The sequence below is a fragment of the Nocardia sp. CA-084685 genome, assembly GCF_050955785.1.
Taxonomy (GTDB): domain Bacteria; phylum Actinomycetota; class Actinomycetes; order Mycobacteriales; family Mycobacteriaceae; genus Nocardia.
In genome coordinates this window covers 5,954,572-5,977,199 of sequence record NZ_CP192094.1, presented here as the reverse complement: position 1 = coordinate 5,977,199, position 22,628 = coordinate 5,954,572, and the positions used below count along the sequence as shown (strand labels likewise).

General features: G+C 66.4%; 21 protein-coding genes and 1 pseudogene. 14 read left to right on the top strand and 8 right to left on the bottom strand.

Going from position 1 to position 22,628, the window contains the following annotated elements:
• The first annotated feature begins 214 nt into the window (after nucleotides 1-214).
• Entirely contained in the window at nucleotides 215-1,384 is a 1,170-nt protein-coding gene (locus ACQP2U_RS26565; RefSeq protein ID WP_433709964.1) for a phosphotransferase family protein, read from the top strand.
• A 19-nt stretch (nucleotides 1,385-1,403) separates the two neighbouring features.
• Here the strand turns inward: ACQP2U_RS26565 and ACQP2U_RS26560 are convergent, their stop codons facing one another.
• Both ACQP2U_RS26560 and ACQP2U_RS26555 read right to left on the bottom strand, forming a co-directional pair.
• Nucleotides 1,404-2,660 carry an RNA polymerase sigma factor gene (locus ACQP2U_RS26560; protein ID WP_433709963.1) on the bottom strand — a complete coding sequence of 419 codons (1,257 nt, stop codon included), beginning with the start codon at nucleotides 2,658-2,660 and terminating at the stop codon, nucleotides 1,404-1,406.
• A 4-nt stretch (nucleotides 2,661-2,664) separates the two neighbouring features.
• Nucleotides 2,665-3,012 carry a YciI family protein gene (locus ACQP2U_RS26555; RefSeq protein ID WP_433709962.1) on the bottom strand — a complete coding sequence of 116 codons (348 nt, stop codon included), beginning with the start codon at nucleotides 3,010-3,012 and terminating at the stop codon, nucleotides 2,665-2,667.
• A 311-nt stretch (nucleotides 3,013-3,323) separates the two neighbouring features.
• On the opposite strand from ACQP2U_RS26555, the gene ACQP2U_RS26550 reads away from it, so the two are divergent.
• The 6 genes from ACQP2U_RS26550 to ACQP2U_RS26525 all read left to right on the top strand — a co-directional run bounded on the left by ACQP2U_RS26550 (nucleotide 3,324) and on the right by ACQP2U_RS26525 (nucleotide 10,879).
• Nucleotides 3,324-4,670: a replication-associated recombination protein A gene (locus ACQP2U_RS26550; RefSeq protein WP_397030172.1), complete on the top strand. Its 1,347-nt coding sequence runs from the start codon at nucleotides 3,324-3,326 to the stop codon at nucleotides 4,668-4,670.
• Between the two features lie 92 nt (nucleotides 4,671-4,762).
• Nucleotides 4,763-7,429, top strand: a complete 2,667-nt coding sequence (gene alaS / locus ACQP2U_RS26545) for an alanine--tRNA ligase (RefSeq protein ID WP_433709961.1) — start codon at nucleotides 4,763-4,765, stop codon at nucleotides 7,427-7,429.
• Complete coding sequence (ruvX, locus tag ACQP2U_RS26540; RefSeq protein WP_433716592.1) at nucleotides 7,429-7,962, top strand: Holliday junction resolvase RuvX; 534 nt, start codon at nucleotides 7,429-7,431, stop codon at nucleotides 7,960-7,962. The genes alaS and ruvX overlap by 1 nt, the downstream gene beginning before the upstream one ends.
• Nucleotides 7,959-9,533, top strand: coding sequence for an endolytic transglycosylase MltG (locus ACQP2U_RS26535; RefSeq protein WP_433709960.1), 1,575 nt, complete (start codon nucleotides 7,959-7,961; stop codon nucleotides 9,531-9,533). The genes ruvX and ACQP2U_RS26535 overlap by 4 nt, the downstream gene beginning before the upstream one ends.
• 4 nt (nucleotides 9,534-9,537) lie before the next feature.
• On the top strand, nucleotides 9,538-10,350 hold the full coding sequence (locus tag ACQP2U_RS26530) for a shikimate dehydrogenase (RefSeq protein WP_433709959.1): 813 nt from the start codon (nucleotides 9,538-9,540) through the stop codon (nucleotides 10,348-10,350).
• Between the two features lie 46 nt (nucleotides 10,351-10,396).
• Complete coding sequence (locus ACQP2U_RS26525) at nucleotides 10,397-10,879, top strand: B-4DMT family transporter (RefSeq protein ID WP_433709958.1); 483 nt, start codon at nucleotides 10,397-10,399, stop codon at nucleotides 10,877-10,879.
• A gap of 237 nt (nucleotides 10,880-11,116) precedes the next feature.
• On the opposite strand, the gene aroB is transcribed toward ACQP2U_RS26525, so the two are convergent.
• The 4 genes and pseudogenes from aroB to ACQP2U_RS26505 all read right to left on the bottom strand — a co-directional run bounded on the left by aroB (nucleotide 11,117) and on the right by ACQP2U_RS26505 (nucleotide 14,951).
• Nucleotides 11,117-12,292 (bottom strand): 3-dehydroquinate synthase, encoded by a 1,176-nt coding sequence (gene aroB, locus ACQP2U_RS26520; RefSeq protein ID WP_433709957.1) that lies wholly within the window; start codon nucleotides 12,290-12,292, stop codon nucleotides 11,117-11,119.
• A gap of 256 nt (nucleotides 12,293-12,548) precedes the next feature.
• Nucleotides 12,549-13,223, bottom strand: a pseudogene (locus tag ACQP2U_RS26515) (shikimate kinase); the annotation flags it as partial.
• Nucleotides 13,220-14,413, bottom strand: coding sequence for a chorismate synthase (aroC, locus tag ACQP2U_RS26510; RefSeq protein WP_397030174.1), 1,194 nt, complete (start codon nucleotides 14,411-14,413; stop codon nucleotides 13,220-13,222). The gene aroC and the pseudogene ACQP2U_RS26515, both read right to left, overlap by 4 nt.
• Nucleotides 14,414-14,483: 70 nt before the next feature.
• Nucleotides 14,484-14,951: a prepilin peptidase gene (locus ACQP2U_RS26505; RefSeq protein ID WP_433709956.1), complete on the bottom strand. Its 468-nt coding sequence runs from the start codon at nucleotides 14,949-14,951 to the stop codon at nucleotides 14,484-14,486.
• A gap of 154 nt (nucleotides 14,952-15,105) precedes the next feature.
• On the opposite strand from ACQP2U_RS26505, the gene ACQP2U_RS26500 reads away from it, so the two are divergent.
• The 4 genes from ACQP2U_RS26500 (at nucleotide 15,106) to ACQP2U_RS26485 (ending at nucleotide 17,724) form a co-directional block, all read left to right on the top strand.
• Nucleotides 15,106-16,233: a M24 family metallopeptidase gene (locus tag ACQP2U_RS26500; protein WP_433709955.1), complete on the top strand. Its 1,128-nt coding sequence runs from the start codon at nucleotides 15,106-15,108 to the stop codon at nucleotides 16,231-16,233.
• Between the two features lie 47 nt (nucleotides 16,234-16,280).
• Nucleotides 16,281-16,844: an elongation factor P gene (gene efp / locus ACQP2U_RS26495; protein WP_433716591.1), complete on the top strand. Its 564-nt coding sequence runs from the start codon at nucleotides 16,281-16,283 to the stop codon at nucleotides 16,842-16,844.
• A gap of 107 nt (nucleotides 16,845-16,951) precedes the next feature.
• Nucleotides 16,952-17,461 (top strand): transcription antitermination factor NusB, encoded by a 510-nt coding sequence (nusB, locus tag ACQP2U_RS26490; RefSeq protein WP_397028729.1) that lies wholly within the window; start codon nucleotides 16,952-16,954, stop codon nucleotides 17,459-17,461.
• Nucleotides 17,458-17,724, top strand: coding sequence for a YciI family protein (locus ACQP2U_RS26485; protein ID WP_433709954.1), 267 nt, complete (start codon nucleotides 17,458-17,460; stop codon nucleotides 17,722-17,724). The genes nusB and ACQP2U_RS26485 overlap by 4 nt, the downstream gene beginning before the upstream one ends.
• A gap of 257 nt (nucleotides 17,725-17,981) precedes the next feature.
• On the opposite strand, the gene ACQP2U_RS26480 is transcribed toward ACQP2U_RS26485, so the two are convergent.
• Nucleotides 17,982-18,131 carry a zinc-binding dehydrogenase gene (locus ACQP2U_RS26480; protein WP_433716590.1) on the bottom strand — a complete coding sequence of 50 codons (150 nt, stop codon included), beginning with the start codon at nucleotides 18,129-18,131 and terminating at the stop codon, nucleotides 17,982-17,984.
• A 616-nt stretch (nucleotides 18,132-18,747) separates the two neighbouring features.
• Here ACQP2U_RS26480 and ACQP2U_RS26475 point away from each other — a divergent pair.
• The 3 genes from ACQP2U_RS26475 to ACQP2U_RS26465 are packed head-to-tail and all read left to right on the top strand — an operon-like array spanning nucleotide 18,748 to nucleotide 21,281.
• Nucleotides 18,748-19,644 carry a hypothetical protein gene (locus ACQP2U_RS26475; protein WP_433709953.1) on the top strand — a complete coding sequence of 299 codons (897 nt, stop codon included), beginning with the start codon at nucleotides 18,748-18,750 and terminating at the stop codon, nucleotides 19,642-19,644.
• Nucleotides 19,645-20,373, top strand: coding sequence for a hypothetical protein (locus tag ACQP2U_RS26470; RefSeq protein WP_433709952.1), 729 nt, complete (start codon nucleotides 19,645-19,647; stop codon nucleotides 20,371-20,373).
• Complete coding sequence (locus tag ACQP2U_RS26465) at nucleotides 20,355-21,281, top strand: inositol monophosphatase family protein (protein ID WP_433709951.1); 927 nt, start codon at nucleotides 20,355-20,357, stop codon at nucleotides 21,279-21,281. The genes ACQP2U_RS26470 and ACQP2U_RS26465 overlap by 19 nt, the downstream gene beginning before the upstream one ends.
• Before the next feature lies 1 nt (nucleotide 21,282).
• Here ACQP2U_RS26465 and ACQP2U_RS26460 read toward each other — a convergent pair whose 3' ends face one another.
• Nucleotides 21,283-22,542 (bottom strand): SLC13 family permease, encoded by a 1,260-nt coding sequence (locus tag ACQP2U_RS26460; protein ID WP_433709950.1) that lies wholly within the window; start codon nucleotides 22,540-22,542, stop codon nucleotides 21,283-21,285.
• Nucleotides 22,543-22,628 lie beyond the last annotated feature (86 nt).

The following is a 22,628-nucleotide window of genomic DNA, read 5'->3' as shown; positions in this document are numbered from 1 at the left end:
GGGCGACGGTGAGTCGGACATTGTCTGCAGACCTTTCGACGCAACTGGTTTGCGGTGTGGCGCACAGCAGTTGACGATGAGAAAACCGGACAGCCGCAATGGTGTCAAGCAAGCAGCGCCCGTTCCGCAACCTTGACGCAGACACGCCGAACGACGCGGAAAGGTTGTGTAACCGCTCGCTAGAAGTGACCCGGTGCGAGTAGCTTGATTAGCGATGACCGCACTATTGGCCGAACGCGCCGCCGAAGTCGTGTCCGCAGCACAGCAGTTGCTCACAAAGCGAATGGGTGCTCCGGTAAAGCTGAGCGATCCGATGGAACTCAGCGGTAGTGGTAGGACGACAGTCCTACGCGTGCGCGTTTCAGAGAACGCCTACTCCCTGCCCCGGACGCTCATCATCAAGCAGGTTCGCGGGTCCGCGGCGGACCGCACGACGGGTGGTCTAGCGCCCGGCGTCGCCAGCATCGACTCCGCATTCCTACGCGAGGCCGTGTCGTATCAATTCACCACGGCGCTGAGCCGCGATCAGCGGCCCGGCGCGTATCTGATCGCGCACAGCCTCCCGGACCGGCTGCTCGTCCTGAGTGACCTCGGTGAGAATTCACGGATGACGCAGGTGCTGCAGGCGGGTGCGCAACCGGTGACACGCAATGCGCTCATGGCCTTCGCACAGGCACTGGGTCGGATGCATGCGGCAACCGTCGGGCGTGAAGCGGATTTCGTCGCGCTGCTGCGCCGGGTGGATGTAGTGCACCGGGTCGACGGCATCGCGCAGCAGGCCGAGGCCGCCATCTCCGAGGTGCCCGGTATGCTGCAACGCGAGCTCGGCATCGAGGTGCCCGGCGAGATCGCCGAGCGGATCGTACGAGGCAATCGTCTTTTCTCCGCAGGTCGCTTCCGGGCATTCAGCCCCTCGGACCTGTGCCCCGATAATGTGATCCTCAACGAGGAAGGCGCGCGCTTCCTCGACTACGAATGGGGCGGCTACCGCGACGCCACCCTCGATATCGCCTACGCGCTGGTGTCCTTCCCCGGCTGCCTCTGCGACTTCGAACTGTCCCGCGATCGCGCCAAGCAAATGGTCGATGCGTGGCGCGCCCAGGTCGTCGGTGTCTGGCCCGCACTGGCCGACGATGCCGTGCTCGCCGAACGCATCCTGGAAGCTCGCCTCATCTGGGTGTGGCTCACCACCTACTGGTTCCTGCCCGCCGACCACACCCGCATCGCCGCCGCCCGGGAACACGGCCTGTCGGTTCCGCGCTCGGAAGCCCTCATCAACCGCTGGGCCGCGCTGGCGGAAGACGCGCGCTGCACCGGGGACGACGCGGTGGGTGATTTCGCCGAGGATGTGTCGGCGATGCTCGAAGAGCGCTGGTCGGAATAGGTCAGGAGACCTCGCGCTGCTACTCGGCGGTGAGCTCGGATAGGCGCGATTCGAGGTGGGCTCGTTCTATGGTGTTTTCGGTCAGGAGTAGCGCGGATTCGTAGGCTCGGGCTGCTTCGGTGATGCGGCCCAGCTGGGTCAGCAAGGCCGCGCGCGAGGCTTCGAGGTAGCCGTAGGTGGCGAGGGACGGTTCTGTGGCGAGGTTGTCGAGCAGGTCGAGGGCTCGGGTCGGGTTGCCGGAAAGGCCAACTGCCACCGCGTGATTGAGGCGCACCACCGGGGACGGCCAAATTCGCAATAGCAGTGCGTACAGACCGGTGATCTCACGCCAGTCGGTTTCCCTCCAGGACGGTGCCTCATCGTGCACGGCGGCGATGGCAGCCTGCAGCGTGTATCGATCCGTATGTGGCAGAGCGGTTTTCACCAATGCGATGCCCGCGGCGATGGCTGCGCGATCCCAGCGGGAGCGGTCTTGGTGTTCGAGGGTGCATAGTCGGCCTTCGGCATCCACGCGGGCCTCGCGTCGTGCGTCGGTGAGCAGGATCAGGGCCAGCAGGCCGGTGACGGCAGGGTCGTCCGGGACGAGTGCGTGCATCATCCGGGCAAGCTGGAGCGCCCGTTCGACCAGATCGGCACGCACCAGCGCGTCACCCGACGGCGCGGTGTGACCGGTGGTGAACAGCAGATGGATGACCGCGCAGATGGCGTCGAGGCGGTCGGGGAGTTCGCGCACCGATGGCACGCGATACGGAATGCGCGCCACCGCGATCTTCTTCTTGGCGCGCGTGATTCGGGCCGCCATGGTCGATTCGCTGGTGAGGAAGGCGCGGGCGACCTCGGCGGTGGTGACACCGCAGACCAGTCGCAGGGTCAGTGCCACCTGGGCTTCACGGGCCAAAGCCGGGTGGCAGCAGGTGCTGATCAGGCGCAACCGGTCGTCGGGGATAGCGGAGGCCGAATCCAGTTCCGCGAGCGCGAGGTCGGCGGTGTCCTCGGCCTGGTCGGTGACCAGCATGGGCAGTGTGCGCTGCAAGGTGGAGTCGCGGCGCAGCAGGTCGAGGCCGCGGCGGCGGGCGACGGTGGTCAGCCAGGCGCCGGGTTTCGCCGGAACGCCGTGCGCGGCCCATTCGGTGAGCGCACGCGCATAAGCATCCTGGACGCATTCCTCGGCGAGGTCGAAGTCGCGGACCAGCCGCACCGTCGCGGCGAGCACGAAGGCCCATTCGCGACGGTGCGCCTGGTCGACAGCGGCGACCGCATCGGTGTCGACCGGCACAGGTCTAGTCGAAGGTCATGATCGGACGCACCTCGACACCGCCGAAGCGGGCGGGGACTTGCTTTGCCACTGCGATCGCGGCGTCCAGATCCGCGGCCTCGATCAGGTAGTAGCCGCCCAGGGCCTCCTTCGCCTCGGCGAATGGGGCATCGGTCACGGTGAAATCGCCGTTGTCGTTCTGCCGGATGGAGGTGGCGGTGGTGGTCGGTTGCAGTGCGTTACCGCCTTGCACCGCGTCGCCCGCGATCTCCTGGAAGGTCACGTGCGCCTGGTAGACCTCGCCCATAACCTGCTCCGATGCGCCTGCATACGCGCTTTCGTCCTCGTAAATCAGCACCAGGTACTGGCTCATGATCTCGCTCCTTCGGGTTCGGCCGGCCCGCCGATCGGGCCGTCGTATTCGTTCCGACGAGCGAGCTCGGCGGAAATCGACAACCTGTCGCGAGAAAATTCTGCTCCTGGAATCGCGTGGAGTCTCGCGAGTCGCGCCGATGCGGACCGGAGCAGCACACCCATCATGGTCGTAATGGCTCGGTGGTCGCCGGTTCCAGCCGCGGGAACACCAGCGGCGCGCTCATCACCGAATTGCCGACGAGCGTGCACCGCACAGGCAAATCGGCACACGCGCCGGAGCTGTCGGTCCCCCTCGGTAACGTGCTCGGTGTGAGCGAAGGCTTATTCGACGTGCCCGGCGACGAGGTGCCGACCGGACACTCCATCGACAGTGTGGTGCGCCGCGATGCCGGTGCGCCGCTGGCGGTGCGGATGCGCCCCGCGACATTGGACGAGGTGGTCGGTCAACAGCATCTGCTCGGGCCCGGCTCACCGCTGCGGCGGTTGATCGAGGGTTCGGGCGCGGCGTCGGTGCTGCTGTATGGACCACCGGGAACCGGTAAGACGACACTGGCTTCGCTGATTTCGCAGGCCACCGGTCGTCGATTCGAGGCGCTGTCGGCCTTGTCGGCCGGTGTGAAGGAGGTGCGCGCGGTCATCGATGTGGCCCGCCGTCGTCTCACTGCGGGCGAGCAGACCGTGCTGTTCATCGACGAGGTGCATCGCTTCTCCAAGACGCAGCAGGACGCATTGCTGGCAGCGGTGGAGAATCGAATCGTGCTGCTGGTCGGCGCGACGACCGAGAATCCGTCGTTCTCGGTGGTCTCGCCGCTGCTGTCGCGTTCGCTGGTGCTGCAATTGCAGTCGCTCACCGCGGCCGATATTCGGCTGGTGCTCGACCGCGCCCTCGCGGACCCGCGCGGTTACGACGGCGCGTACACGGTGACCGAGGCAGCACTCGAGCACATCGTGCGGATCGCGGGTGGTGACGCGCGCCGGGCGCTCACCGCACTGGAGGCATCGGCGGAATCCTCGTTGGACGGTACCGTCGATGTGGATCTGGTCGAGGCCAGCGTGGACAAGGCCGCCGTCCGCTACGACCGTGCCGGTGACCAGCACTACGACGTGGTGAGTGCCTTCATCAAATCCATCCGGGGCTCGGATGTCGATGCGGCACTGCACTACCTGGCCCGCATGCTCAGCGCGGGCGAGGACCCCCGCTTCATCGCCCGCCGCCTGGTGATTTCGGCGAGCGAGGACATCGGCATGGCCGATCCGATGGCGCTGCAGACCGCGGTCGCGGCTGCGCACGTCGTGCAACTCATCGGCATGCCCGAAGCTCAACTCACCCTGACCCACGCGACAATTCACTTGGCCACGGCCCCCAAATCCGGTGCGGTACCCGCCGCGCTCGGCGCTGCCCTGGCCGATATTTCGGCAGGCAAGGCGGGCGCGGTCCCAGCACATCTGCGCGACGGCCACTATGCGGGAGCCGCTGCCCTCGGCAACGCCCAAGGCTACAAATACCCGCACGACGATCCGGATGGCGTATTGGCCCAGCAGTATCCGCCCGACGAAATCGTCGGCCGTGACTACTACACCCCCACCGATCACGGCGTCGAACGCGATATCCAACGCCGTGTCGAGAAGCTGCGCAGAATCGTCCGCGGACGATGAACTCGCAGACCGGGTCCAGCTCGGCGCCGGCGGATGCAGACCACCCCGGGCGCTGAAAAAAGGGATGCGGGACACCGGTAGGCTGGATATCTGTGCAGACCCACGAGATCCGACGGCGATTCCTGGACCATTTTGTCCGTGCCGGACACACCGAGGTGCCCAGTGCCTCGCTGATCCTGGCCGACCCGACCCTGTTGTTCGTCAACGCGGGCATGGTTCAGTTCAAGCCGTATTTCTTGGGCCAGGAGGCGCCGCCGTTCCCGCGGGCGACCAGTGTGCAGAAATGCGTCCGCACCGGCGATATCGAAGAGGTCGGCGTCACCACCCGGCACAACACTTTCTTCCAGATGGCGGGCAACTTCTCCTTCGGTGACTACTTCAAGGAGGGCGCCATCACCCTCGCTTGGGAGTTGATCACCAAGTCGCAGGAGGACGGCGGCTACGGTTTCGATCCCGAGCGGATCTGGGTGACGGCCTACGAATCCGATCCGGAGGCCGCCGAGATCTGGCACCGAGTCGCGGGGATCCCGAAGGAGCGGATCCAGTTCCGCGACGGTAAGGACAACTACTGGGATATGGGCGTGCCCGGTCCGGGCGGCCCGTGTTCGGAGGTCTACTACGACCGCGGTCCCGACTACGGCAAGGATGGCGGCCCGGTCGCCGACGAGGACCGCTACCTGGAGATCTGGAATCTGGTCTTCATGCAGGACATCCGCGGTGAGCAGAGTCCCAAGCTCGGCTACCCGCCGGTCGGGTCGCTGCCCAAGAAGAATATCGATACCGGTATGGGCGTCGAGCGCATCGCGCTGCTGCTACAGGGCGTCGACAACGTATACGAGACCGACCTGCTGCGCCCGATCATCGATAAGGCCGAGGAGTTGACCGGCCGGTCCTACGGTGTCGAACACGAGGACGACCGGCGCTTCCGCGTCATCGCCGACCATGCCCGCACCTCGGCCATGCTGATCGCCGACGGCGTCAATCCGGGCAACGAGGGCCGCGGCTACGTGCTGCGTCGCCTGCTGCGCCGGATCGTGCGCTCGGCCCGGCTGCTCGGTGCGGACAAGCCGGTGATCGGCGAATTCATGACCGTCGTCAGCGAGCTGATGTCGCCGTCGTATCCGGAGCTGGCCACCGACTTCGCGCGGATCGAGAATGTCGCGGTGGGCGAGGAGACGGCGTTCCTCAAGACCCTGAACACCGGCTCGCGGCTGTTCGCCGACGCCGTGGACGAGGTTGCGGCCAAGGGTGGCAAGACGATTCCGGGTTCGGACGCCTTCAAACTGCACGACACCTACGGCTTCCCGATCGAGCTGACCCTGGAGATGGCGGCCGAGGCCGGACTGTCGGTCGACGAGGAGGGCTTCCGCTCGCTCATGGCCGAGCAGCGCAAGATGGCCAAGGAGGATGCCCAGGCGCGCAAGCACGGACATGCCGACCTGTCCATCTACAAGGAGCTGGTCGACCGCGGCGCAACGGAGTTCACCGGCTTCGACGAGCTGACCTCCGAGGCGCACGTCCTCGCGCTGATCTCCGACGGCGTGCGGGTGCCGACCGCCACCATCGGCCAGGACGTCGAGATCATTCTGGACCGGAGCCCGCTGTACGCGGAGTCCGGTGGTCAGATCGCCGATCGCGGCACCATTACGGCGCAGGGCCTCAAGCTGCGCGTCAACGATGTGCAGAAGATCGCCAAGAAACTGTGGGTGCACAAGACCACGGTCGAACAGGGCCAGATCACCGAGGGTGATGTCGTACTCGCCCAGGCCGATCCGGCCTGGCGCCAGGGCGCAACACAGGGCCACTCGGGCACGCATATGGTGCATGCCGCGCTGCGGCAGGTACTCGGCCCGAACGCCGTGCAGGCCGGTTCGCTGAACAAGCCCGGTTATCTGCGCTTCGACTTCAACTGGCAGGGCCAGCTCTCCGAACAGCAGAAGGCCGATATCGAGACGGTCTCCAATGACGCGGTCGGCGCGGATTTCCCGGTGAACACCTTCGTCACCGATCTGCCCAAGGCCAAGCAGATGGGCGCGCTCGCGCTGTTCGGTGAGAACTACGGCGACCAGGTGCGCGTGGTGGAGATCGGCGGACCGTTCTCGATGGAGCTGTGCGGTGGTACGCACGTACAGCATTCCTCGCAGATCGGCCCGATTACCGTGCTCGGCGAATCGGCGATCGGTTCCGGCAAGCGACGCGTTGAGGCCTTCGTCGGCCTGGACTCCTATAAGTATCTGGCGAAGGAGCGTGCGCTGCTGGCCGGTGTCGCGTCCTCGCTGAAGGTGCCTTCGGAGGAGGTGCCCGCCCGCGTCGAGCAGCTCGTGGAGCGGCTGAAGGTGGCCGAGAAGGAGCTCGAGCGCACCAAGATCGCCGCGGTGCTCGCTTCGGCGGCGAAGTTCGTCGAGGAGGCCGAGCGGATCGGCAGCGTGCTGCTGGTTGCGGCCGCCGCGCCCCTCGGCGTGACCGCCGGTGACCTGCGCACCCTCGCCACCGATATCCGTGGCCGGTTCGGCACCGAACCGGCGGTCGTGGTGCTGCTCGGCAATGCCGATGGCAAGGTGCCCTTCGTCGTGACGGTTAATAAGAGCGCGCAGGTTCTCGGCTTCAAGGCCGGAGATCTGGTCGCCAGCTTCGGCCCGAGCATTTCCGGTCGCGGTGGCGGCAAGCCGGAGATGGCGCAGGGCGCGGGTTCGGACCCCTCGGGCATCGAAGTCGGTCTGGCCTCGGTCCGTGCTCGGGTGGCCGAACTGGCCGGGTGATGGGCGACTCGGAGAGTCATCGTCCCTCGCCCGATACTGATCCCGGCCGCGGCAGGCGGATCGGCATCGATGTCGGCAGTGTCCGAATCGGGGTCGCCTCCAGCGATCCGGACGGCATCCTCGCCACACCCGTGGAAACGGTGGCGCGCGCGAAGCCGAATAAGCGCGCGCCCGGACCGGCAAGCGACATTTCCAGAATTGCCGAAATTGTGCGGGAGTACGAGGCGGTCGAGGTCATCGTGGGTCTGCCACGGACATTACGCGGGGAAAAGGGGATCGCTGCCGATGCGGCTATAACATTCGCGGAGCGTTTGCGCGCAGTCATAGCACCCGTGCCTATCCGACTTTCCGACGAACGTTTGACTACGGTGTCAGCTGCACGTGCATTGCGAGACAGTGGAGTTCGCGCGCGTGGCCAGCGGCAGGTGATCGATCAGGCGGCCGCCGTAGCGATCCTGCAGGGATGGTTGGACGAACGGAGTGCGGTGTTGAAGTCGGCCGAAGCGGCGTCTGAGTCCGGAGACGGTGCATGACGGATCGATGGGCGCGAGCCGAGGAACGTTTCCGTCAGCGCGAGGCCGAACGGCGTTACCAGCGAAACGACCAGGCATGGGAGGACTACGACGACGACACCACGGTCATTCCGCGCTACACCGACGAAGATTACGACGAGGAACTCGCGGCCGAGCGTTCGCGGCGCGCGGCCGCGCAGCGTGCCGAGCGTACGGAACCGCGGCGCGGGCGTCCGCAGCGTGGCGAGAGTGCGCCGCCGCGGCGGACGCGCGGTGACGGGGCGGGGGGTGGCCGCTCCGGTGCCGCGTCCGCGCGGTCCGGTCGCGGCAGGTCCGAGCGCGGCGGGAGTCGCAGCGAGGAGCGTACGGAGTCCCGCTCGGAGCGTTCGCGCAGTGCGCCCGCGCGCGGCCGCCGGTCGCGAGCGGCTTCCCGCAAGGCCGCCGAGCGGAAGAAGCGTCGCCGGAATCTGTGGTTGATGGGTGCGCTGTTTGTGGTGCTGTTCGCCGGTGCCGCGGTATTCGCGGGATTGAAAGTAGTCAAGATGTTCGGCGCACCCGAGGATTTCTCGGGTCCGGTCGGACCGCTGGTGGTGGTGCAGGTGCATCCGGGCGACACCTCGAACCAGATCGCGGAGGAGATGCAGAAGAAGGGGGTCGTCGCGAGCAGCGAGGCCTTCTTCCAAGCGGCCGTGCGCAATTCGAATATGAATTCGGTGCAGCCCGGGTACTACGCGATCCCGAGTCACAGCCCATCCACCCAGGCGGTGACGGTACTGCTCGGCAAGAGTTCGCGGGTCGGCAATCTGGTCGTCTCCGAGGGACGGCAGCTGCACGACCAGCAGGATGTGAATACCGGCTCGCGCAAGGATGGGATCTACCGCAAGATCGCCGACGCCAGCTGTGTCGGCACCGGTACGAATCAGAAGTGCATCACCTATGACCAGCTCGATGCCGCCGGTGCGGGCGCGGATCTGACCGCCCTTGGCGTGCCGAGCTGGGCCGAGCAGCGGGTGCGCGACGTGCCGGACCGCAGCAGGCAACTCGAGGGCCTGATCGCGGCCGGCACCTGGGATTTCGATCCGAGCGGTACCCCGGAGCAGATCCTGAAGCAACTGGTGAGTGCGAGTTCGCGCAGCTACGAGTCGACCGGCCTGCTGCAATCGGGCGCCGAAACCAAGCTGAATCCGTACCAGACCCTGATCGCCGCCTCGCTGGTGGAACGCGAAGCGTTGCCGCAGGATATGGGCAAAGTGGCGCGGGTGATCGTGAACCGGCTCGCGGCCAACCAGCCCCTGCAGTTCGACTCCACGGTGAACTACGCGCTGGACCGCACCGAGGTCGCGACCACCGACACCGACCGTGCCAAGCGCACGCCGTGGAACACCTACGCCATGCCCGGACTGCCCGCGACGCCGATCTCCGCGCCGTCGTTGAATGCGATGCGCGCGGTGGAAAATCCGGAGCCGGGGACGTGGTTGTACTTCGTGACCGTCGACAAACAGGGGACCACCTTGTTCACCGAGAGCTACAGCGAACATCTGCGCAATATCGAAAAGGCCAGGCAGAGCGGAATTCTCGACAGTGGGCGGTGAGGCGATGCCGACAACGCGCAAGGCGGCCGTGCTGGGTAAGCCGATCGCGCATTCGCGGTCGCCGCAGCTACATCTGGCGGCCTACCGTGCCCTCGGCCTCGACTGGACCTATGAGCGGATCGAATGTTCGGCCGAGCAGTTGCCCGGTCTGGTCGATGGGCTCGGCTCGGAATGGATCGGGCTTTCGGTGACGATGCCGGGTAAAGAAGCCGCCCTCGCATATGCGAGCGAACGCACGGAGCGTGCGGTGCTGGTGGGCTCGGCGAACACCTTGGTTCGGACCGGTTCGCGGGGTTGGCGTGCCGACTGCACCGACGTCGACGGGGTACTCGGCGCATTGCGCGGTGCTGGTGTCGGCGAATTGACCGAGGCCGTCGTGCTCGGTGCGGGCGGGACCGCGCGTCCGGCGCTGCTCGCGTTGTCCGAACTCGGGGCGAAAACGGTGACGGTTGTCGCCCGCGATGCCGAAAGGGCGCGCAACGCGGTGGATCTCGCGGAGCGGCTCGGTATGACCACCGCCGTGATCGGCTTCGACAAGGACGCGTTGCGCGGGGCGTGCGCGGATGCCGGTGCCGTGGTGAGCACGATCCCGGCAGAGGCGGCCGCGGTCGTCGCCGAGGCAGTGGCGGCGGCCCCAGTGGTGCTCGACGCCATCTATGATCCATGGCCGACGCCACTGGCCGTTGCGGTCGTGCGGGCCGAGCACACGGTGGTCGGCGGGCTGGAGATGCTGCTGAATCAGGCCTATGGGCAGGTCGAACAGTTCACCGGCCGCCCGGCGCCGCACGCGGAAATGGCCGCGGCGATAAATCTGTAACCGGTTCTCATTTGGATCCGGCCGACTCGAGGCTATGGTGTTGACCATGAATGGTTGGGTGTTGCGGGCCATCGGGCTCGGTGCGCTGGTCGTTTTCCTGCGTGCCGCGCTGGGATTCGCGATGGTGTACTGGCCGACCCAGGGCAGTTGGATGCGACCGCTGTGCCTGGTGGTGCTGCTCGTCGCGGTCGTGTTCTGGGGTGTGCTCGATGGCCGCCGAGACCGTGAGGTCCATCCGGATCCGGAGCACGGCTCCGACCTGACCATCCTGTGGCTCGAGGCCGCGGTCGCCGCGGGTCTGGGCAGCGGCGTGGTCTCGTGGCTGCTGGACTGGCTGCCCCGATTCGATCTCGGCGATAACGGTCTGCTCTTCGAACTGACCGCGGGGGCGTCCTTCATCGTTCTGCTGGTCTTCATCCCGGGTCTTATCGGCATCGGCATCGGCCGCATCATTGCCGACCGCCAGATCAACAAGTCCGCTGATCGGCCTACACCCCAGGCACCTGGCGCCGCCGCGACTCCCGCGTAGCGGCTCACGTATTCGACTGGAGGCGACCCTGATCGGCCGATACGGCCGACCAGGGTCGCCTTCGTTTTCCAGCTGGGCCGCAATCCTGTTCGCTGCGGGCGGTTCCGGTCGGCCTGTTCACCGTGGACATGGTCGACGAGGACGGTTGCGGAGTCCGCCCATGCAGCCGGTGGGGCGATGTCGGCGTCGTGACGAAGCGGCGCAGCCGACTCGGATGCGCCGCCTCAACGTTCGTGTTTACAGCAGGATCGCGCCGCCGCTGGCGCTGTCCTCGCGCGCGATGGCCGAATAGGCCGCGGCCAGCAGGGTGGGGTCCGGACCTTCGAGGCGGCCGGGTTTGGCGAGGCCGTCCAGGACCACGAACCGCAGCACGCCGGAGCGAGTCTTCTTATCGGTCTGCATGGCGTCGAGGAGTTGTGGGAGGGCGTCGGCGTCGTAGCTGGTCGGCAGGCCGACGCTGGCCAGAACGCTGCGGTGCCGGTCGGCGGTGGCATCGTCGAGGCGTCCGGCGAGGCGCCCGAGTTCGGCGGCGAAGACCAGACCGACCGAGACGGCCGCACCATGCCGCCAGCGGTAGCGCTCGCGGCGCTCGATGGCGTGGCCGAGGGTATGGCCGTAGTTGAGGATTTCGCGCAGGCTGGCTTCCTTGAGATCGGCGGCGACGACATCGGCCTTCACCTGGATGGCGCGGCGGATCAGTTCGGGCAGCACATCGCCGGTCGGGTCGAGTGCGGCCTCCGGATCGCGCTCCACCAGGTCCAGGATCACCGGGTCGGCGATGAAACCAGCCTTGATGATTTCGGCCATACCCGCGACGATCTCATTGCGCGGCACCGTTTCCAGGGTCGCTAGATCCACCAGCACCGCGGCCGGTTCGTGGAAGCTGCCGACGAGATTCTTGCCCGCCTCGGTATTGATACCGGTCTTACCGCCGACGGCCGCGTCGACCATGGCCAGCAGCGTGGTCGGCACATGCACGATATGCACCCCGCGCATCCAGGTGGCGGCGACGAATCCGGCCAGATCGGTGGCCGCCCCGCCGCCGAGGGATACCACGACGTCGTTGCGGGTCAGGCCGATGCGGCCGAGCACCTCCCAGCAGAAGCCGGCCACGGCCAGATCCTTACCCGCCTCGGCATCCGGGATTTCGACGCGGTGCGCGTCGACACCCTTGTCGGCCAAGGCTTTGCGCACCACCTCTGCGGTTTCGGCAAGGGGCGGTTGATGGAAGATCGCGACGGTGCGTACGCCGGTGGTCGCGCCGACGACCGACTCGACGAGCTCACCGAGCAGGCCGCGGCCGATGATCACCGGATATGGATCGGCGGTGCGGACCTCGATGCGACTCGGCTCGGTTGGGCTTGTCGGCTGTTGCTCAGCTGGGCTGATAGCTCGCTCGCTTCGCTCACTCACGTGTACTCGGCTCCGATTCTGTGCGTGCTGTTTGTTTGAGCGCTCGCGCGCGGGCGCGCCGGGCCCGGGTGCGGCGGGACCGGCTTCCAGGTGTTGGCGGGTCACCGGATCCTTCGGAACCGGCACGGCCATTGGCGATTTTGCCGGTTGGCTTCGGGCGGTCGACTGTGGCGGTATCGGTCGTGATTCGGTTGCTCGCGGTGATCTTGCCCGTGGGCTTGATCCGCTCGGACGCCGCGGATTCTGCGCCATCCGCCTGTGCGGCGGCGGCCCGACGACGGGCAGCCGCCCGGGCCCTGGCAGCGCGCCGAGCACGAGATCTATTGCTGCCCTGTGGTTTCGGCGCTACGGCAGCCGCCGGGGGTCCGCTCGAATCGGGCTCCGAGTCTTGCGGCAGCACCGATTCCATGCCCAACTTCACCATGATCATCCGCACCACCCGGCCCGGACTGCGACCGTCGGTGCGCACCCGCACCGTGGCGACCTCCCGGTACAGCGGCCTGCGCTTGCGCATCAGTTCCCGATATTTCGCACCCGGATCCGCACCGTTGAGCAGTGGCCGCTGGGTACTCGCGCCGGTACGCCGAAGTCCTTCGGCCACACTGATTTCCAGATACACCACAGTGCGATTGCGCAGCAGCGCCCTGATGTCTTTGGACAGTACAGCCCCACCACCGAGTGAGACCACACCACGTTCGGCGAGGATCGCCCGGCGCACCACCTGCTCCTCGATCCGGCGGAATTCCGGTTCGCCGTCCTCGGCGAAGATCTCTGGGATGGTGCGTCCGGTCTCGCGTTCGATTCCGGCATCGGTGTCGTAGAGCTCGACACCGAGTTCCCTGGCGAGCTTGCGGCCGATCGTCGACTTCCCCGCCCCCGGCGGTCCGACCAGCACCACGCGCGGTGCGCGCGGATCGGACTGTACGATCATTGCCGCACGTGTGGTCGGGTGCCGACGCGCTTGACGTAGCTGGTGATGTTGTCAACGGTCTCGACCAGCGAATCCCCGCCGAACTTCTCCAGCGCGGCCTGCGCGACGACCAGTGCGACCATGGTCTCGGCGACCACACCCGCGGCGGGCACGGCACAGACGTCCGAGCGCTGGTGGATGGCGACTGCCTCCTCGCCGGTGGTCATATCGACCGTGGCCAGCGCGCGCGGCACAGTCGAGATCGGCTTCATCGCGGCGCGCACGCGCAGCGGCTCGCCGTTGGTCATACCGCCCTCGAGGCCACCGGCGCGGTTGGTCGAGCGCAGCACGCCGTCCGGTCCCGGCTTCATCTCGTCATGGGCTTGGCTGCCGCGGCGGCGCGCGGTTTCGAAACCATCGCCGACCTCGACGCCCTTGATCGCCTGAATCCCCATGAGCGCGCCCGCGAGTCGCGAGTCCAGCCGATCCGCGCCGCTGATGAACGAACCCAATCCGACCGGTAGTCCGTCCACGACCACCTCGACCACACCGCCGAGGGTGTCGCCGTCCTTCTTCGCGGCCTCGATCTCGGCGATCATCGCGGCCTCGGCGTCCTTGTCGAACGCACGCACCGGACTCTCATCGATCGCGGCCAGGTCGGCGGCGGTCGGCACGATACCGGTGGTATTGGCGGCGGTACCGATCGAGACGACGTGCGAGATGACCTCGACGCCGAAGGCCTGGCGCAGGAAGTTCCTGGCGACCGTGCCCGCCGCCACCCGCGCGGCGGTCTCGCGGGCGCTGGCCCGCTCCAATACATTGCGGGCGTCGTCGAAGTTGTACTTGAGCATGCCCGAGTAGTCGGCATGGCCGGGCCGCGGCCGGGTCAGTGGTGCATTGCGGGCCAGATCCGCGAGTTCGTCCTCGTCCACTGGATCCGCGGACATGACCGTCGTCCACTTGGGCCACTCGGAGTTCGCGATCTCGATGGCCACCGGACCACCCATGGTGCGCCCGTGCCGCACCCCGCCGATGACGGTGACCTTATCGGCCTCGAACTTCATCCGGGCGCCGCGCCCGTACCCGAGCCGGCGGCGTGCCAACTGAGCGGAGATCTCGTCGGATGTCACCTCGACACCGGCCACCATCCCTTCGAGGATGGTGACAAGAGCGGGACCATGGGATTCTCCGGCAGTTATCCAGCGCAACACGCTGTCCATCTTCCCATGTCGGCGCGGGTGCTCCGGCACGCGGCCCGCCGTGATCACCGGCACGGTGGCGCTACGGCATCGGCTGGCCATATGCCGCCGCCAGGCTCAGCGCCGTCGCAAGGCACATGGCTGGCCCATGGGGTAACGCAGGTGGTCCGGCCCGATCAGCACCGGATCGAATCCGCCAGTGAGCCAATACGGCGAGCCCGAATGCCGCGGTCAGAATCGGTGCGACGAGCGCCGCCCGCACCCACACCTGCGCGCCGCCGAGTGCGGCGACCGCGCCGAGCCCGACGGCCAGTTTCACATCACCGGCCCCCAGTGCGGCCGGTGCGATCAAGTGCACCAATAAATATGGCATCGTCAATAGGACCGAGCCGACCACCGCGGCGGTGAATTGTGTTGTGAACAGCGCGTATCCGAAAATGATCACTGCGCCGGAGGCGGTGAGCGCATTGGGTAGTCGACGCTGTCGGATATCGAAGACGGTGAGCACTGAGCACCAAGTCGCCAGCAGGGCAAAAGCGATGGGGGACATGGCTTTCAGCCTCGTCCGCCCCGATCGTGGAAGCAGCCCCCGATTCCGAATTGGGGATAACCGATCGATATGTGAACATCGATCGCCTCGCTCGAATACCGCTAGACCGGTGTTTTATGCGGGATCTACGGTGTGTCGGCGGTAGTTTTGAGACATGTCTGCTGATCACGTGGGCCCTGGGCCCGACTACGCTACGCGCCGTAGCGCACTGCGCAGTCTGCTGGTGGAGAACGAGGTCGACGCGCTGTTGGTCACCGATCTGGTGAACATCAGGTACCTGACCGGCTTCACCGGGTCCAATGCCGCACTATTGGTGACCTCCTGGGATATCCGTAATTCCGAAGAGCGCACCGTGATCGGTACCGACGGGCGCTATCTGAGCCAGGTCGTCGAGCAGGTGCCCGACCTGCGCGCCGAAATCGCGAGGGCCACCGCCCGACGAATCGTGGAACTCGCGGGAGAGTGGCAGCTCGGCCGGGTCGGTTATGAGAGCCACATCGTCACCGTCGACCAGCATCGCGGATTCATCGAGCAGAAGACCGGTCTGGAATTCGTCGCCACTCCTGGGCTGGTCGAACAGTTGCGGATGGTCAAGGACGGTTACGAGATCGAACAGTTGCGTGCCGCCTGCGCCGCGGGTGATGCCGGGCTGGCGACCCTGCTGGAACGCGGCGCCCTGCGCCCCGGCCGTACCGAACGTCAGGTCGCCAGGGATCTGGAGTGGGCGATGTTCGAACACGGCGCCGATGCGGTCGCCTTCGAGACCATCGTGGCTACCGGTGCGAACTCCGCCATCCCGCATCACCGGCCCACCGGGGCGGTCCTGGCAATCGGTGATTTCGTCAAGATCGACTTCGGTGCCGTGGTCGGCGGCTACCACTCCGATATGACCCGCACCTTCGTACTCGGCACCGCATCCGACTGGCATCGGGAGGTGTACGCGCTGGTCGAGGCGGCGCAGCGGGCCGGGCGCGAGGCATTGAGGCCCGGTGCGCCGGTCACCGATGTGGATGCGGCGGCGCGTGCGGTGATCGAGGAGGCCGGACACGGGAAGCTATTCGTGCACGGTCTCGGACACGGTGTCGGCTTGCAAATCCACGAAGCGCCGGGAATCGCCAAAACCGGAACCGGTACACTTCTGTCTGGCGTGGCGGTGACCGTCGAACCAGGTGTGTACTTCCCCGGCCGCGGCGGCGTCCGGATCGAGGACACGCTCGTGGTGCGCGAGGGGGGCCCGGATCTGCTCACCAACACCAGCAAAGAGCTGACCGTCGTCGAATGACGCCGGTCACCGAGACCGCATATCCAGAACTAGGAGATCCGAGAACAGTGGCGGACACCAGCGACTTCAAGAACGGCCTCGTGCTGAAGATCGACGGTCAGCTCCAGCAGATCGTCGAATTCCAGCACGTCAAGCCGGGTAAGGGCCCTGCCTTCGTGCGGACCAAGCTGAAGAACGTGCTGTCCGGCAAGGTCGTCGACAAGACCTTCAACGCGGGCGTCAAGGTGGAAACCGCCACCGTCGACCGTCGCGATATGACCTACCTGTACCACGACGGCTCGGATTACGTCTTCATGGACGGCCAGACCTTCGACCAGATCTCCATCTCCGAGGACACCATCGGACCGGGCGCGCGGTTCCTGCTGGAGAACATGGTCGTGCAGGTCGCTACGCACGAAGGCGCGCCGCTCTACGTCGAACTGCCGGTCACGGTCGAGCTCGAGGTGCAGCACACCGATATCGGTCTGCAGGGCGACCGCTCCACCGGCGGCACCAAGCCCGCCACCCTGGAGACCGGCGCCGAGGTACAGGTCCCGCTGTTCATCAACACCGGTGACAAGCTGCGCATCGATTCGCGCGATGGCAGCTACCTCGGCCGCGTGAACGCCTGATCGCCGGTCCTTCGCGGCAGTAGCGATGGGCCCGGAGGAGGCAGCGGAGCGTGACCAGGGGGCCCGCTGCTACCGCCATCAAACAAGTGACAGGGATAATGACTGCTGTGGCGGAACAGCCCGTAGACAAGAAGTCCACGTTCAAGAAGCTCGGCGCGCGCCACAAGGCCCGCCGCCGGGCGGTCGATCTGCTCTTCGAGGCCGAGGCCCGCGATGTGGACGCGGCCGACCTGCTCAGCGAGCGGGCCGAGCTGGCCACCCAGGATCAGGCGGTAGCCCCGCTGCATGCCTACACCCACACCCTGGTCGAGGGCGTCGCCGATGATCTGGATCGGGTGGACGGCACCATCGAGTCCTACCTCAAGGACTGGGAGCTGTCCCGACTGCCCGCGGTCGACCGCGCCATCCTGCGGATCGCGGTGTGGGAGTTGTTCCACGCCAACGATGTTCCGCCGGTCGTCGCGGTCGACGAGGCGGTGGAGTTGGCCAAGGAGCTGTCCACCGACGATTCGCCGGGATTCGTCAACGGTGTGCTCGGTCAAGTCGTGCTGGTCGCCCCGCAGGTGCGTGCGGCCGCCGCGGCGACCAGGGCACCGCGTCCGGAGTCGCAGGCGTGACCAACAAGTACCTGGTCATGGCGATGCGCAAGTCGTCGTTCGACCCGGCCGTGATCGAACCGCATAGGCAGTTCCTGAACGAGTTGCTCGAACGCGGGCAGTTGGTGGAGAGCGGTCGGTTCACCGACGGCACCGGCGGTGCGTACGTGATCCATGCCGAGAGTCTCGAAGCCGCAAGGGAAATCGCGTTCACCGATCCGGTGCACACCACCGGTTCCTCGGAACTCACCGTGTACGAGTGGGAGATCGCGGTCTCCGCCTGATTGCCGTTGGCGCGGCCGCATGCCGAAATGGTCTGCGGCTGTTGATGTTTCAGACGACGTGCCGCGACCGATGCCATTGCCCCGTGCTCCCGCTGGTGGGTGTACTGGCCCAGCGGGAGCCAACCCGCGAGCCGCCGACGCTGACCGGCTCGCGGAATCGGGTGTACCCGGCTCAGCGGTGTGCACCGACGGATGGTGCGGACCGCATTCGGTGAACCTGGGCACGGTCGATCCTGGTTCCTCAACCGCACTCGAGGTCAAGGTTCCGGTATGTGGTCTAGGTCGCTCACGGCGAATACGATCTCCCCGCTGGTTCGGGCCTGTTCTACGAGGCGATGTGCTTCCGCCACCTGCTCCAGCGGCAGCACCGTTTCCACGTGTGGGCGCAGCTGACCCTTATCGACCAGATCGGTCAGTGTTTCGAGGTCGGCGCGGTCGGTTCCATCAGGTAGCCGCTGGCGCGCACGCCGAGGGTTCGGCCGCGCACTCGGCCGGTTCTGGTGTCCATGCCGCTTGCGCGTTGACGAGAATGCAACCGGGACACAAGGTTTCGAGCATGCGCAGCGCCGGTTCGCCGCCGTGCATCTGGATCACGGTGTCGCGGACGGTCGCGGCGATATCGATCGTTGTGGAGTCGATGGTCTCATCGGCGCCGAGTGCGGCGAGGAATCGTGCTCGGTCGCGCGTACGGTGCCGATGACATGGCCCCGAACGACTTTGCGATCTGCACGGCGCAGGTGGCCGACGCGCGTACCCGGGAAATGCTGGCCGCCAGCGGCCTTACTCCGCGCCATCGGGGCTATCCGGGTAAACCGTCCGCAGCGTCTCGTGCCGAGCGACCACATCTTCCAGGTGGCGTTGACCTTCCAGAACTTCGGCGAATCGGCGCCCTACGATCGGGCCCGCCGTATCCTCGCCGCGCGACGGGACGCCGTCTCCGCCAGTGGGACTCGACGGTTCGCTCGCTGCGTCGACACCGGTGCACCTATCCTGGGTAGAAACCCTAGGGGAGGCCGAAAACCTATGGCACGGGTGCTGATCTGGTTGCGCAACAATATCGACGGTCTCGTCGCATTGGTGCTCGCGGTGATTTTCGGCGTGATATCGCTGATCGATATCGGCCTGTTCGATTCGGATCTGATCAACGCGGTCATTCTCCTGGTACTCGGCCTGCTGGCCACCACGCTCCTGCGCGATCGGCACTTGTCGGCCAGGGCCATTCGCGATACGACCTCGGTGCAGTTGCTCTACGGTCCCGAGATCGGGCACGCGCATACGCTGGCCCGGCGCGGTACCGAACAGTGGCTCTTCAAGGGCGGCACCGGAACCTATCTGCGCGCGGTGACGCTGCGGGAGTGCGTGGAAAACGCGCGCCGCGAACAACGTCCGCTGCGCATCCAGGTGGAGGTGCTGGATCCGACCAATGAGCAGCTGTGCAAGACCTACGCGCAGTTCCGCTCCTCGCTAGTGCCCGAGGCCGACCGCACCGGCGAATTGTGGACTACCGAGCGGACCCGCAAGGAGTCCTTCGCGACGGTGCTCGCGGCGTGCTGGTACCGGCAGCGGTTCACCTTCCTGACCATCGATGTCGGACTCTCGACGGTGATGACGACCTTCCGCTGGGACCTCTCCTCGAGTTGCGTCATTGTCACGCAGGACAACCCGAATACTCCGGCCCTGATGTTCGAGCGGGACAAGCCCTACTACCGGGACTTCAACCGCGAACTCGTGGCCAGTTTCAAGCAGGCCAGACAGGTGCCCCTGAGCCGGAGCGAGGAACTCGCGCTCGCCGACGAGCCGTCGGTCGATCAAACTCGTGCGTTATTCGATCTGCTCGGTCTCGCGCTCCCGGCTTCCTATACCGATCGCGATGTCGCCGATATCGTGCGACGCGCACTGCAGCCGAGGAATCCGTACTGAATGAACGACTACACGCGACTACGTAAGCTGATCGGCTCCGATGCGGCGGGCCCCGCGGTGCGAGGCTGGGCGCGTGATTTCATGACCGCGGTGCTCGACGGTCGCGTCGAGGTCGGCGCGGTCCGGCATCCGTTGGGGTTCTTGTGTTTTCCCGCGTGGCGCGACGGCGGACTCGGCGTCTGCGTGCACGTCTGGACCGAAGGACTGCGCTCGCATCCGACGACCTCGGCGATGCACGCGCACAGTTGGGATCTGCTCAGCGTCGTCTTGTACGGCGAGGTCGGCAACGAAATACTCGAAGTGGAGAGCTCTGCGGACCGCGCGACCCATCGCATCTTCGAAATCCACAGTGGCGCCGACGGTGACGTGGTCCGCGCGACCGATCGTCTGGTTCGCTATCGCACCCGGTCCACTGAGCATTTCCGCGCGGGCGAGGTATACACCCTCCCACACGGGGTATTTCACCTCTCCGACGTGCGCGGCGAGGCGGCCACCGTGGTACTCGGCGAAGTTCGCCGCGGTCGAACGGACCGATCTCTCGGCACCATCGCCACTGTCGACCACTGGGTGCACCGAACCGGTTGTACCCCGACCGAGATCCGGCGCGCCGCGCAAACGGTGCTGGACCAGCTGTACTTACCCACCCTGCCGGCTCCGCCGGCCGCCGTCTCCCAGCAGGAATCCACCCTGCCGGAACAACTGGAGGACCGATGCGAGCAGGTGACGTAGCGAACCTGGTGCTGCCACCGGACGGTCCGGCGCTGCCCGATCCGGATCCGATCAGCCCCTTCGACCGGCTGGACACCATCCTGATGACCGCTGCCGAGGTTGCCAGCGAGGCGGCGATCGAGGCGGGTGGGGCGATTCGAGAGGGTCTGGCCGGATCACTCACGGTCCGCACCAAGGACGCCAGCGGTGATCTGGTCACGGATCTGGACCTGCGCGCGGAACATATCATCGTCGGCCATATCCGCCGGGCCTTCCCGCACCATCGCATCCTCGCCGAGGAATCCGGGCTGCACGGCGCCGACGATTCCTGGTGCTGGGTCGTCGACCCGCTGGACGGCACCAATAACATCGCCATCGGACTGCCGGTCTGCACGATCGGTATCGCGCTGTGCCATAACGGAGTTCCGGTATTGGGCATCGTCCACGAACCATTGGCCGAGCGCACCTGGTCCGCCGTGCGCGGATCCGGAGCGACCGGTCCGGACGGCCCGCTGTGGCGACCTCGGCACCGTCCCTCCGAATCCGCCCCGACCCTGGCCTGGCTGCAGGGCTATCCGGTGGCCCGCACCGACACGACGGCCCGCGCGCTGCGCCTGGCCCTGGAATCAGGCTCCCGTCGCCTGATCCAACTGTGGTCTCCGCTGCTGTGCTGGGTCATGTTGACCCGCGGCGATATCGATGGATTCGTCGGTTACCGAGCGGGTTTGGTCGATCTGCCCGCAGGCATCCTGCTGGCCCGCGAATCCGGTATCCACATCACCGATTTCGACGGAGCACCGCTCAACGACCATCTCGAACTTCCCGGCGGCGAAGTGGACTTCATTGCCGCCAGCGCCGAGATGCTGCCGGAGCTGGCATTGCTGGTGAAGGCCGCTGCCGAGGTGAGCGTGACGGGGCTGCCGGGCTGAGCTATCCCGTCGCGAGCAGCGCGGCTACGGCACCGGTCGTGGCGACGAGCGCGAGCCCGAGTCCGGTGAGCACGAACCGCGGCATCGGCACCCGAACTCCGTGGGAACGGCAGAACTCCAGACAAAGCAGGGTCGCCAGTGACGCCCACGGCGTCACGATCGGCCCGACATTGACGCCGATGAGCAAGGCCAGCAACTGATTTCGATTTTCCGCTGGCACTACCGCCTCACCTGCGGTGTAAGCCGGAAGATTGTTGGCCACATTGGACAATCCGGCACCCGCGCCCGCCGCGCGGTACGCCCCGACTACTCCGGAGTCGTGTCCGATCAGCGCCCGCATGACATCGGCGAGTCCGAACCTGCTGAGCGTCGGCACCACCAGGAACAACCCGACCACGAAAACCAGCAACTGCCATGGGATCAGCGATAGTCGCACTGACGAACGATCGAAGATGGCAAAGGCGACCACCGCAATGGCGGCGGCGAGGGTGGCGGCGATACCGATCCGGTCACCCACGAACGGGATCGCCAGAATGAACAGCAGACACGCGCCTGCCGTTGTGTAGAGCAGCGTGCGCTCCCTGGCATTGGCCGGACGAATCGGTTCCGGCGGTACGTACCGGTCGGCTTCACGTCGCCCGCGCCGCCAGTACCAGACCCAAAGGCACACCATGGTTGCCGTGATCGACACCAGCTGCGGTGCCCACATCCGCGTCGCGAAATCCGTGGCGCGCAGCGCGACCCGGTCGGCGGCGAGCAGATTGGTGAGATTCGAGACCGGCAGCAGCAGACTCGCCGTATTGGCCAGCCAGAGCGTGGTCATCGCCAACGGCAGCGGTGGAATGCGGGCCGGTACCGCCAGCGCGAGCATGACCGGAGTCAGCAAAACGGCAGTGGTATCGAGATTGAGTAGAATCGTTGTCGCCGCTGCGAAAAGCACACAGAGCAGGAACAACGCCGGATAGTAGCCGCGGCCGAGAATGGCGAGCCGGTGTGCGATCACATCGAACACCTTCGCCTGCCGCGTCAGCTCCGCGAGAATTATCACACTGCACAGGAAAAGCAACAGCGGACCGATCCGCCGCATATTGTCGGCGGCCTCGGCGCGCGGCAGCAATCCGGTCGCCACGCAGAGCAGTCCAGCCGCGAGCAGTCCGAGCCGGACCCAATCCAGTGTGCTCAGTGCCCGTCTCGGCGGCGCGGACACCAGGGCACTCGACGGCTGGTTCGCCGCGGCGGAATCGACCTGTTGTTCGGACACATGCCCATCATGCAGCATGTCGACTGGGGTACTTCCGCATTCGGTCCGCCTGGTAATGATCTTCTTCCGTTTGGCGCGGCGCCCCG